This is a genomic window from Fischerella major NIES-592 (assembly GCF_001904645.1).
Classification (GTDB): domain Bacteria; phylum Cyanobacteriota; class Cyanobacteriia; order Cyanobacteriales; family Nostocaceae; genus Fischerella; species Fischerella thermalis.
In genome coordinates, this window is sequence record NZ_MRCA01000006.1 from 106733 (window position 1) to 119612 (window position 12880).

At 40.4% G+C, this 12880-nt stretch carries 9 protein-coding genes; 4 read left to right on the forward strand and 5 right to left on the reverse strand.

All coding sequences use genetic code 11. From position 1 onward, the window contains the following. Positions 1-95 precede the first annotated feature (95 nt). Entirely contained in the window at positions 96-1529 is a 1434-nt protein-coding gene (locus tag NIES592_RS13060; protein WP_073556062.1) for an IctB family putative bicarbonate transporter, read from the reverse strand. A gap of 148 nt (positions 1530-1677) precedes the next feature. Continuing rightward, positions 1678-3246 carry a GAF domain-containing sensor histidine kinase gene (locus tag NIES592_RS13065; RefSeq protein WP_073555961.1) on the reverse strand — a complete coding sequence of 523 codons (1569 nt, stop codon included), beginning with the start codon at positions 3244-3246 and terminating at the stop codon, positions 1678-1680. A gap of 463 nt (positions 3247-3709) precedes the next feature. On the opposite strand from NIES592_RS13065, the gene NIES592_RS13070 reads away from it, so the two are divergent. The 4 genes from NIES592_RS13070 to NIES592_RS13085 all read left to right on the forward strand — a co-directional run bounded on the left by NIES592_RS13070 (position 3710) and on the right by NIES592_RS13085 (position 8155). After that, the gene (locus tag NIES592_RS13070; protein WP_073555962.1) at positions 3710-4879 is read left to right on the forward strand and encodes a DegT/DnrJ/EryC1/StrS family aminotransferase; all 1170 of its coding nucleotides are present in this window, start codon (positions 3710-3712) and stop codon (positions 4877-4879) included. 132 nt (positions 4880-5011) lie between these two features. Further along, a complete protein-coding gene (gene crtB, locus NIES592_RS13075) occupies positions 5012-5908 on the forward strand; it encodes a cyanoexosortase B (protein WP_009454596.1) in 897 nt (298 codons plus the stop codon). A gap of 55 nt (positions 5909-5963) precedes the next feature. Next, entirely contained in the window at positions 5964-6620 is a 657-nt protein-coding gene (gene msrA / locus NIES592_RS13080; RefSeq protein WP_016871679.1) for a peptide-methionine (S)-S-oxide reductase MsrA, read from the forward strand. A 659-nt stretch (positions 6621-7279) separates the two neighbouring features. Then, the gene (locus tag NIES592_RS13085) at positions 7280-8155 is read left to right on the forward strand and encodes an SDR family NAD(P)-dependent oxidoreductase (RefSeq protein ID WP_062247327.1); all 876 of its coding nucleotides are present in this window, start codon (positions 7280-7282) and stop codon (positions 8153-8155) included. Positions 8156-8305: 150 nt separating this feature from the next. Here the strand turns inward: NIES592_RS13085 and NIES592_RS25905 are convergent, their stop codons facing one another. The 3 genes from NIES592_RS25905 to NIES592_RS13100 all read right to left on the reverse strand — a co-directional run bounded on the left by NIES592_RS25905 (position 8306) and on the right by NIES592_RS13100 (position 12254). Next, positions 8306-8440 carry a hypothetical protein gene (locus NIES592_RS25905; protein ID WP_256678131.1) on the reverse strand — a complete coding sequence of 45 codons (135 nt, stop codon included), beginning with the start codon at positions 8438-8440 and terminating at the stop codon, positions 8306-8308. Between the two features lie 230 nt (positions 8441-8670). After that, a complete protein-coding gene (gene rfbB, locus NIES592_RS13090; protein ID WP_073555963.1) occupies positions 8671-9732 on the reverse strand; it encodes a dTDP-glucose 4,6-dehydratase in 1062 nt (353 codons plus the stop codon). A gap of 185 nt (positions 9733-9917) precedes the next feature. Continuing rightward, on the reverse strand, positions 9918-12254 hold the full coding sequence (locus tag NIES592_RS13100) for a WD40 repeat domain-containing protein (protein WP_073555965.1): 2337 nt from the start codon (positions 12252-12254) through the stop codon (positions 9918-9920). Positions 12255-12880 lie beyond the last annotated feature (626 nt).

The window sequence follows — 12880 nt, forward strand, 5'->3', positions numbered from 1 at the left end:
AAACCAAAAACCGTGCCACAAGCTAAACTTTTAGGAAGATGATAAAAAATGAAAGGCCTTGAGGGATATTCTACTCAAGGCTTTTTTTACAAACTTTAATTTGTTCCAAGTTGTGGATGAAGTGAATTTCCTTGTCGGTTGTGGTCTGACACCACAGGGGTCCAGTAGCTAGCAACTAAAGCAACCAATAGCCACCAGATACTATTGACTACTGGGCGATACCATACAGTGTCTACAAAACCATGACCTAGCATACCTACTAAAGCAGCGATCGCTCCAATCAACCACAAACCGTCTACGCTATTTAATTGTCGGAATCTTTGCAGTTGTAACCAACCTGTATTAAATATTACGACTAATAGCCAAACAAAACTAACCAAACCAACAATTCCTGTTTCCACAGTCACTTCCAACAGAACCGAGTAAGCGCTCAAAGCATTATACCGAGGTAGTTGGTAGAGCGGATAAATCTTATTAAAAACATCGTGTCCAGGGCCGATACCAAAAATCGGATAGTCTTGGATCATTCTGAACACCGCAGTCCAAACATTTATGCGGAAGTTATTACTACTATCATTACGGCCTGCAAAAATACTGGTAATGCGTAGGCGAAAAGTTTCTGAAACCCCAAACATGATGGCAAAAAAAGCCACAAAACACCCCAACAGTATGGGTACTAACCAAATACGCCAAAACCGGGGTAAGTAATCAGCGTACCAATACCGTAATAGCAACACAATAGCAACAAGTGCGATCGCCAAACCAATAAAGCCACCACGACTGTCAGCAAAACGAAAACAGGCAAGATTGACAACCAACATAGTGATAGCCAAACCTTTACGCAGCCATCCCCGCCAAGCAAACACCGCCACAAAACTCAAAATCACAGCTGGTAACAAATATCCAGCCAGTAAATTTGGATTACCCAAATAACTATAGACCCTGGTATTTTTAGACAATGGAGATTCAGGGTCAACCCAAGTTGCCAATTGTGCCGCACCAAAAAACTTCTGTCGCACACCATAGATACTGACAACTAAGGACACATGTAAATATAAAACCAGTAAAAAAGCTCGAATCCGGGGCGATTTGAGTATCCTGGCACAGAGGGCAAAAAACACTAAATAAAGTGTAAAATTTATCAATCCTTCTAAAGCTGCCTTTTTTTCTGGTGATAAAGCCGTAGCAACTACACAGACTCCCCAATACAGCAACACCAGCAAGTGAATTGGCGTAGCAAATAAATTATTTGAAGAGCTTATCTCATCAGACAAAGTTAACAGTAGCCAAAATCCTGCACAAGCAGCTAACAGAACCCCAAGTAGGGTTGTATTCGCCGCGGTAAAAGGTGCTAACACTAACACCAAGCTGACTAAAGTAGCCGCTATGATATCTCCCCACTGCATTAAAATACTGCTTTGCCGCCAAGAGCGCAGCACCCCTACTAGAGAACCATGCAGGTGGCTGGAGTCCAGATATTCCTTGAGTGGGAAATAGGATAATGTGAATTTTTGCCAGATTAGATTCATAAGATGCTGTAAGCAACTAGCACAGAGCGTAGAACTTGGATTTAATGATAGTTCGGTATTTTTCAAAAATAGAAAAATTTCCAGTCCATAGTCCATGCTAATTGAAGACAGACATCCGATTTTAGATTTTGGATTTTGAATTGGTTTCCTATGGAAAAGAAGGAGTTGTTGAGGAAACATCGCTCAAAGCTTCTGCTTTTTCTTGATTTAGTGGCAAACTCAGGATATAGCGGAATCCTGCCTCTGGTGATCCTTGAATTGAAATATATCCGCCGTGCAATTCTGCTAAATGACAACTGAGCAGTAAACCCAAACTTTCCCGCGAGAGAGAACCAGAACACTTAGTTGTATTGAGGATACTTGATGTCGAAACTTTCACAGTTTGGGACTTGTCCAAGCCTAATGGTAGACCGCTTGCGTCTTCTTGATCTTCTAAAAGAGTATTAAAATCAGTGGTTTTCTCGTCTGTTAGTTCTAGCAACGGTAATGCACTCAAGCGAAAATAAGGATCAACCTCGGTGATTCCATCTCCTAACCAAGGATGGGAAACCCACACCGTAATGTTAAGCGTATTTTCCTTGTGAGAAACATGAATTCGCACAACACTACCTGTAGCAGAAAGTTGAATCACACTGAAAATCAGGTGATAGAGCATCTGTCGCACCTTGTCTTTATCCAAAAGCCAAATGCGATTGCGTCCAGGTTCAAGAGATAGGCGAATATCTTGCTCGCGGCGATTAGCAGCCTCTGCAAGAGTATTAATTGCTTGTTGACACAGCATTTCAATATCTACAGGCGATAGATTCAAAGCTGTCTCAGTTTCATCCATTGCTCCCAGTTCAGAAATTTCATTTACTAGAGAAAGCAGGTATCTACCACTGTGTTGGATAATGTCTAAGTATTCTCTCTGCTTGGTAGTCAAAGGCCCATAAATTTCACGTCCCAAAACACTAGCCATACCCAGTACAGATGTTAAAGGTGTGCGTAACTCTTGGGTTAACTGTTCCAACAGTTCTAACTTTAGTTGACTAGTAGGAACCGAACGTGTTGGCAAAGTAATTGAACTGATTCTAATTTCGCTTTCACTCTTTTTAGACTCTGGGAGTGACCAGTCAGAAACGCTATGCGCTGTTTTTATTTCTGAAGTTGCTTGCAGGAGTCGGTTGCGTTCAAATTCACTCATACTCCAACGAGCGATGATTTGTAAAAACTCAATATCTCGATTAGTAAAGTTGCGCGGTACTAAATCCATTACTGCCAATGCGCCCAAACAATTTCCACAAGCATCAATTAGTGGCGCTCCCAAATAAGCACGAATGCCATAATCCTCTACTAATTTGCTGGCAACAGTACTGCCTGCATCTCCTAGTTTCCTGGTATCATTTATAACTATAATTTGCGAATTTTCTACGACCTGGGTGCAAAAAGACTCTTGACGTAGTAATTGGCGATTTTGCGCTAACTGATTCATTAATCCTAATCTAGATAAGCCTACTGCTGATTTGAACCAATGGCGCTCTTGATCGACAAATCCCAAAATGGAAATTGGTGCTTCCAAAAAGTGAGCAGCAGTTTGAGTAGCTTCTTCAAAAACTGGAATCGTTTCTGGTTGTCGTAGCCCTAATTCTGACAATGCCCTGAGACGTTGTTGTTCTCTCGTTTCCGGAGATGCCCAACCATCCTTTAAAGACAACAATTTATTTTCCGACTCTACCATTACCACTGTCACCTTGATAATTCTAGATAATGTAATTTATATAACCACTGTTTATGGGTTATTCGCTATTATTCAGCATTCCCCAATTTTGTGTCTGATCAACAAAGTAGATGTAAAATTTTTCACTCGTCAAAAATTTTTTGCATAGCTAGAACACTAGTTATAAATCAGACATAATGACTGATTTTAGTGCTTTATATCCACTAAAATCCAGTTTTTTACTCAAATTGAACCTCTAAAATTACTGAAGTTGTTGTTCTACTTGTTTCTAACTGGTACAGAACGTTTTTCAGTATTTTGGAACCATATACTGAGCATTACTGATTCTGATCTTGAAGTTTGTTAGTATCTAATTCTACATGGGTAACATAAAACTAATGGGAATGGGTAATGGGGAATAACAAAAAAATGCCAATTACCAATCACCAATTATTTTGAAAAATTTTTTGCATATTACTGAAAAATGGTTATACCAATAACAATCCCTTTTGTAGACTTGAATTTACAACATCTGCCGATTCAAAATCAGTTGCAACAAGCAATCCAAGCAGTAATAGAACAGGGAGATTTTGTTTTAGGAAAAGCACTTTCAGATTTTGAAGCAGCTTTTGCCACGGCTTCTGGTACAAAATACGGAATTGGTGTTGCATCTGGAACTGATGCGATCGCTCTCGGTTTACAAGCTTGTAATATCCATGCTGGAGATGAAGTCATCTTACCAGCTAACACTTTTGTGGCAACGTTGATTGGAGTGCTGCGTACAGGAGCAAAACCAATTTTAGTAGATTGCGATCCCCACACAGCTTTAATTGATTTAGAAGCAGCAGCAAAAGCAATTACAGCAAAAACAAAAGCACTTATTGCCGTACATCTTTATGGTCAGATGGTATCACCAAAACAGCTATTAGACTTGGCTAATACCTACAAAATCCTAATTTTTGAAGACGCCGCCCAAGCACATTTAGCCGAACGGGAAGGATATCGCGCTGGTTCAGTAGGTATAGCAGCAGCTTTTAGTTTTTATCCCAGCAAAAATTTAGGAGCATTTGGAGATGGGGGAATACTCTTAACGCAAAATCAAGATGTAGCTGAAAAAATGGTACGTTTGCGTAACTACGGTGCATCTCGCAAGTATTTTCACACAGAAATAGGAACCAACAGTCGCTTAGATACCATCCAAGCTGCGGTGCTGCACCAAAAATTACCATATCTCCAAAACTGGAATCGCGATCGCCTTACCGTTGCCCAACATTATGATAACGAATTAGCACCCCTAGCAACACAAGGTATTATCCCCATCCAAAACTACAGTTCTGAAGGGCATGTATACCACCTGTATGTGATCAGAATTTGTGAATCTTGCCCTGTAAATCGTTCTGTCATTCAAGAAGAACTTACAGCTATGGGAATTCAAACAGGAATTCATTACCCAATTCCTTGCCATCTGCAACCAGGATTTTCAGATTTGGGCTATCAAAAGGGTGATTTTCCTCATGCAGAAATGCTAGCAAACCAAATCTTGTCCTTACCCATGTATCCAGGTTTAAGCCACAGCCAAATTCAGAAAGTTACAGATGCGATCGCTCATATTCTAAAAGTTAACTCTCCCACTGAAAGCCTTTTGTTTGCTTAAAGGGAAGATGGGGAGACAAGGGAAGGGGGACGACTTGGGGGACAAACCAGACAAGGAAGAAAACAAACAACAAACAACTAACGACTAACAATTAACAATTGACCATTGACTAATGAGCAATGACCAAAATCTATGCTTAATCAACGTTCATTTCAAAATATAATTTCACCAAAGTTTCTTAGCTTAGTAATTCTAGCTATTTTAGGGCTGCTTTATGCCCCTCTTTTACTCCATTGGCTCGATGGTTGGTTACATAAAAATATCAGCACAGAACACGAATATTTTAGTCACGGTATTATTGGTTTACCTTTTGCTGCATATACAGCTTGGCTAAAGCGGAAAATTTGGCAAAGACTACCAGACCGTCAACATCCCTTTGGTGCTGTCCTCTTATTAATAGGAGGAATTTTTTATCTAAGTGGGGTCAGCGAATGGGTTAATCTTTCCTTCCCCGCCATACTTGCAGGATTGTGCTTATGGTTCAAAGGCATCCCTGGCTTAAAATTACAAAAGTTTTCCTTGCTGTTAGTTTTTCTGGCAACACCAACACTACTTCCGTATTTAATAGCACCCTACACCTTTCCTTTGCAGAGTTTCATTGCTGGCACAGCAGGCTTTATCTTAAATCAGTTTGGCATGACAGTCATCGTCGATGAGATCAATATATATGTAGGAGGAAGAATTGTAGAAGTAGCTCCCTACTGTGCAGGCTTAAAAATGTTATTTACTACTCTCTATGTCGGCTTGATGCTACTTTATTGGACTGGTAAATTATCATCTCGACGCAAGACCATTTCATTTTTATTGATTGCAATGTTGATTAGCATCAGCGGCAATATCATTCGTAATACTTTATTAACCTACTTTCATGGTACGGGTAATGAAGGAGCGTTCCATTGGTTACATGACAGTTGGGGCGGCGATATGTTTTCTGCCGTCATGTTAATGCTATTGATACCCGTGCTGAATAATATTGATAATTTCTTCTCTGAATCTGTAGAAATTCAGCAAAAACAAGTTAGTGGTTAGTGGGTAGAATGTTAAGTAAAGTAAAAATAATTCTCATATGCGAGAGTAAAAGTCAATGGTGCTATTTGGATTTGGTAAAAAATTAACCCTGCCTAGTCCTGAGGAAGCTTTGCCAGGACGAGCAGAATCTATGCCAGTTACTAACCGTCATTATGTGCTAGGTAATCCAATCCAGCCTCCGTTTCCAGAAGGGACGGAAATGGCTATTTTTGGTATGGGATGTTTTTGGGGTGCAGAACGCAAGTTCTGGGAACTGTCAGGTGTTTATACTACTGCTGTTGGTTACGCTGCTGGCATCACTCCTAACCCCACCTATAGAGAAGTTTGTACCGGTATGACTGGTCACAACGAAGTAGTGTTAGTTGTGTATGATCCCAAAGTGATTAGTTACACCGATTTACTCAAAGTCTTTTGGGAAAATCATGATCCCACCCAAGGAATGCGTCAGGGTAATGATGTTGGTACACAGTATCGTTCCGGAATTTACGTATATTCTGAAGAACAAAAAAAACTAGCTGAAGCTTCGCGGGATACATATCAAGAAGCTCTCAATAAAGCAGGTTACGGCAAGATCACTACAGAAATCCTTAATGCGCCGGAATTTTATTACGCCGAAGACTACCATCAACAATACCTGGCCAAAAACCCTGGTGGTTATTGCGGTTTAGGAGGGACAAATGTTGCTTGTCCTGTGGGATTAGTTGAATCTTAGTTACATGGCAATACGGTTCAGTTAAGAATTTTTAGTGAGATTTGATGATGTGTAGAGACGTGCCATGGCATATCTCTACATTGTTTTACGTAAATTCGTAGCGGGGCGAAGCATTTGTGTTGGAAGATGGTAACTTTGGGTTGATTGTTAGAAAAATATGATACTAATCAACAAGTATTAAGAATTACTTATAAGTGGTATAAACATTCACTTCTAGATATTAATCACCAAAAAATTGCTCATATTAGGCTTTTTCCTCGTTTATTGTACTTACGCAAAAAACCTCTCAAACTCTTATTTCTCTGTGTCCTCTGTGGTTTGTTTTTTCGTTACCCATGCCTAAGTCCTGATATAGTTGCTGGATATTTTGTTTGTTGTTAATAACTATTCAGAAATTCTTATTAAAAAATATTGCCACTACTTGAAGTAATTGCTAAAGTGTGTATTGGCAACAAGACTAGTAATCCTAGTAAAAATTACAGGAGTAAACTATGGGCCAGATCCATTCTGCCGATCGCGTAAAGTGTTAATTTTCGGCTTTGGATTTTGAGTGAAATTCGATAGTTCATTTGTCTTACCTGATACCGTGATTCCTAAAAGTCGTGATGGTGATTGTATAGCAAAGGTGGGGTAAGACTAGAATTTGGAGGTTAAAATCCATGAATATTCAAGGCAAGGTAGCTCTGATTACCGGGGCTTCCCGTGGTATTGGACGTGCCATAGCTTTAAAACTAGCGCAACAAGGTATGAAACGCTTGATCCTAGTGGCACGCGATCGCCACAAGTTGGCAGAAGTAGCTAAAGAAATCGAGGCAATGGGCGCACAAACTACAATTTTGGCATTAGATTTAACTAAACCAATCTTTGTAAATGTTGCTGTTGCTCAACTTTGGCGTAGTTATGGCCCGATTCACTTGCTGGTAAATTGTGCAGGTGTAGCCTACCAAAACTCCTTCTTGCAATCTAAACTACCCCAAGTTCAAGAGGAACTTTCTCTCAATTTATTAGGGACTTATACCCTAACTCATATGATGGCTCGACGCATGGCAAGCCGCAGCGAAGGAACAATAGTGAATGTCTCTAGCCTCATGGGGAAAGTGGCTGCACCGACTATGGCGACTTACTCGGCTACTAAATTTGCACTTTTAGGGTTTACGCAAGCTTTACGCCGCGAACTTGCTCCATACAACATCAAAGTCATAGCATTATTACCAGCTCTGACAGATACCGATATGGTACGCGACTTACAGTTATTTCGCTGGGTGATACCAATGACTCCCGAACAAGTAGCTCAAGCATTTGTATGTGGATTACAAAAAGACTCATCAGAAATTTTAGTTGGATGGCAAAGCCATTTAGCAGTTTGGTGTCAACGTTTTGCTCCTTGGTTGTTGGAGAAAATTTTACAAATGGCAACTCCCAAAGTTCAAGAATCCAGAAGACACAAAACTGACAAGCAAAATATGTTCAGGACAAGGATGCATTCATCACCAGACTTTTCACATTTTGCCAATAGTTTTGTAAAGCTTAGATAGGTAATAATTATAATTAAGGTGATCGCTCAAACTACATCTATCTTAAAAATAGGGATCGGGGAAGGTGGGGCCCCTGGTGGGGATTAGGGGCAACGGGCATTGGGGATTGATCAAGAGGTTTTCATCCCCTCATTGTGAGCATGAAAATTCTTACCCCTTCTGCCACGGCGCTCCTTGTTCGCCACCTGTGGGCGAACCCGCGCCTCCTCTGTCCTCTGCCTTCATCACAAAAAAGATGTGAGAAATGCGATCGCAGCCATCCATTGTGACAAATTGCTGAACCAAAATAGGGCTAGTTTTTTGGCGTTGCTGAATTTGGTCATGAATTGTGTTTGTCTACATTTTGTAGAGACCTAGCAATGCTACGTCTGGTCACACTCCTCCTACACCCCAACACCCATTTTCAAGCTAGACCGCCACGGGCTATTTATCCCACAATGAGGTGATGAAAACCTCTTCCCCGCTCTTCGCCCGCTCCCTGCTCCCCGATCCCTATTTTCAGGACAGATTATGACTTACGCATAAACCTTGTTGTAATATGCCTGATATTCCTCCGATAGCAGAGGTTTCCACCAGTTCTCATGGGTAAGATACCATGCAACTGTTAGACGCAAACCTTCTGCAACAGTCACTGAAGGTATCCAACCTAACTGAGTTTTAATCTTGGTGGCATCAATGGCGTATCTGCGATCGTGTCCGAGTCTATCTTTAACAAAAGTAATTAAGTTCGCTGCTGGACGTACTGGTAAATTCGGTGCTAATTCATCCATGAGTTGACATAACATTTGCACTAAATTGATATTTTCTACTTCATTGTTACCGCCGATATTGTAAGTTTCGCCTGGTATACCACGATGAATTACTACATCTAAAGCACTACAATGATCGCCTACATACAGCCAATCTCGGACATTTTTACCATCACCATATACTGGTAATTCCTTGCCCATCAATGTATTAATACACATCAGGGGAATGAGTTTTTCGGGAAACTGATAGGGGCCGTAATTATTAGAGCAATTGGTGATAATTGTTGGTAGTCCATAAGTATAGTAATAAGCACGAACTAGGTGATCGCTACCTGCTTTTGATGCCGAATAGGGACTATTGGGAGCATAGGGAGTAGTTTCACTAAAAGGGGGATCATCGGGGTTTAGACTACCGTAAACTTCATCAGTGGAAACGTGTAGAAATCGATAATTTGTAGGTTGAGAATTTGCTTGCCAATGTTGACGAAAAGCCTCTAACAGAGTGTATGTACCCACTACATTAGTTTCTACAAAAGCACCAGGCCCCAAAATCGACCGATCAACATGAGATTCTGCGGCAAAGTGGGCAATAGTATCAATATTCTCGGTTTGTAGTAGTTTGTCAACCAATGAGCGATCGCATATATTTCCTTGCACAAAACGAAAATTCTCTTGCTTCTCCAATCCTGCTAAGTTGGCAATATTTCCCGCATAAGTCAAGGCATCTAAAACTACTACCCGGTCATGAGGATAATTTTGACACCAGTGATGCACAAAATTTGACCCAATAAATCCTGCACCACCAGTTACCAATAACTGACGACTCATTACTCACTCCTCTATTTTGGCTACACTGCCGCAATATAATACTAGCCGCTTGAGAGCAGAGGTGGGAAATTCGGGATTCCCTCTGGGGATTAGGGGCTGTGGGGAGATGGGGAGTGGGTATTGAAAATAACCAAAACCACTAACAACTAACAACTGACAATTGACAATTGACCATTGACCATTGACTAACTTATCTGCCAAATTTTAATAGTTTTATCTGAACTGCCACTGACGATCAACTGACTATCAGGGCTAACAGCAATAGTATTTACTGCTGCGGTATGTCCGTTGAGAGTGCGTAGAAGTTCTCTGGTATACAAACACCAAATTTTGATGGTTTTATCAGCACTACCACTAAAAAGAAGTTGTCCATCTGGACTAACAGCGACTGATTTTACTTCATCTGCATGACCAGTGAAGGTATGCAGCATCTTCCCGCTTTCAAGTTCCCAAATTTTGATGGTTTTGTCAGCACTACCGCTAAATAAAAGTTGTCCATCTGGACTAATGGCAACTGAGTATACTTCACCTCCATGTCCGTTGAGAGTGCGTAGTGGTTCGCCTGTGCGCGGGTTCCATAAGCGAATTTTTTGATCGCTGCTGGCACTGGCTAGGATTTTACCATCAGGACTGATGGCGGCACCATGAACAGCAGAGGAATGCCACAGAGTACAAATGCGATCGCCTTTTTGTAGGTTCCAAATCTTGATTTTGTTACTACCGCTAGCCAGAATTTCTCCATCAGGACTAATCACTACGAAATTCACGGGTTTTTGGTGTCCCAAAAGTTTGTGCAGTAGTTTTCCAGTGGATAGATGCCAAACTTTGACATTACTTCTAGGATGTTCGCAACTGCCAACAGCAAGAAAATTCCCATCTGAACTAACAGCAACCGATGAAACTTCTCCCAAATCATCTTTAAGGGTGCGAATCACTTTACCTGTGTTTAAATTCCAGACTTTAATGGTTTTGTCTGTACTCCCACTGACTAAAATCTGTCCGTCTGGAGTGATGGCGACAGATGAAATTTTGCCTGTATGTCCGCTGAAGGTGTGACTAACAGAAGCATTTCCCAGTTTGTATGTGTGTTTGGAGTTGGCGATCGCATATAAAATTTCTTCTATATTGTTGATACTCTGACTATCGCCAACTGCTGAAAAATATTCTCTAAGCTTTTGCAAATATGGTGTATCTGCTATTGTTGCGGCGGTACGCATCGCCGCAAATAGATTATGAGTTTGCACTTGTGGTACTTCGTGCAATTGTAACCATGTGTCAATAGAGTATTGCAATTGTTCGTCTGCTAAAGAGCGATCGCTCAGATGTGATAGACTCTGGGCTAATTGCAGAGCTAATTCAGGAATCCAATAACGATGTTTTTCTTCTAAAGCTTGGTAGACTTGTTTGTATCCTGAGGCGATCGCTTGCAGTGATTGCAAGTCAATGGGACTGTTGAGCAAACTCGGCAGCAAATCTGGCAGCAGAGGTGAGACATCGTGATGAACCAGGTGATAAATATCAGCTATCCAACCAGCAACTAGACAGTGACAGGTAATTAAAACTTGGCAAAGTTGCTCCAAATCTTGACGATTGATTTGATATCGTAGGGATAATTTACTAACATCTACTCCCTTCGCTCTCCATTTTTCTTCTTTCTCCAAAATTGCTAAATTACTGGCATTTTCTTTACCTAAGTAATTAATTTCCTCTACATTTTCTCCTAGTGCTATTAATTCATCTCGTATACTTCTCCACTCATAGGCGCGGTTTTTTGCCGACTGTTCCACAATTTCTCTGTAAGATATCCGAGAAATAGTTTTATAGTAATAACGCTCTTGCCCCAGCCCCCAATAACCAATCCGAAAATTGAGGTAATCTCCATCTGCTTCCGACTCTAAAATCAAAATTGGCTCTGTTTTCAACATTCCAAACAGAGCCTTAATACTAGATTCACTGTGAAAACGCTTACTATCCCATGCTCCTGCTAAAAACTCTGTTGGTCTAATTGGATCTTGTAAGGAATAATATTCACTGAGAAAATCTCGTAATCCTTCCGCCAACATTAACTCGATGTCAGCAGCGAATTCCTCTTGTCGCAAATCAAACTGATCAAAACCCACTTTTGGAGGTGCTAGGAAAATTTTTAGAGGTCGGCGTTCATAATTAGTATTAGACTCTAGAATCTGCGAAGGATACAACCGTAAAGGCCAACTATCAAATAGTTTATTAACCTCTGGAATCTTTAGTGCTGTTTCCTGTTCTTGAGTTGCAATTTGTAACTGCGTCTGATGGTAGTAAACTGCTAGCTGCTGTTCCTCTAGCTTTTGTTGTTCATCATATCTTCCCAAATAGCTAAGTTTCTCACTAGCACTGCTGACAGTTTGGATAATTTCTTGAATTTGGGCGGGATAATCGTTCTTAGTTTCATTAGGACGTGCATCATTACTTTTTTGCACTAAAGTTGCAATTACAGGCGCAAATTCTAGCACTAATTGAAGTAGTAACTTTAAGCCTTGCTCCATACACAAGATGCCTGCTAAATAAACTTAAAAACTTTCAGTATCATCAACGCTATAGCCTCATTCAATCAGGTATGACTGCCATCCGGCAAATTACCATATATGGCGATTTTACTACTTTATTACATCCAAATTTGCAGAAAAATGAGTCTAGGAGCAATAATCCATCGTAGACTCTGCTATCACAAAGCTGAGTGTTGATTACCAGAAAAATTTAGCGATAATTCGGTAAAAAGTATCAGATATCATAAAAATCAAAATGCGGATAGTGTGATTTGCTTCCCTCCTCAACACCGGAATTAAAAATAGCAAAGAAAGCCTTTAATCCGCAGCATAACTATGGAAACCGACTGAACTTCACCACTTCCATATAATAGTTATACTACACCCATTCAAACCAAAAAAATGTTAAGTAACTTAGATGATGGAGTGATTATAGTCCAAACATTTATTTCTACAGCCACAAATAAATACAGTGGATACCTCAATTTCCTTAACAACTTGAACTGATATGATGTCCGATTAATTGCTTACAATATAAAGCTTGGGCATTGAGCATAGTGAAAAAAATAACCAATGATCACCAATTACCAATTACCCATTACCAATTACCGACCCCGACGGATAAT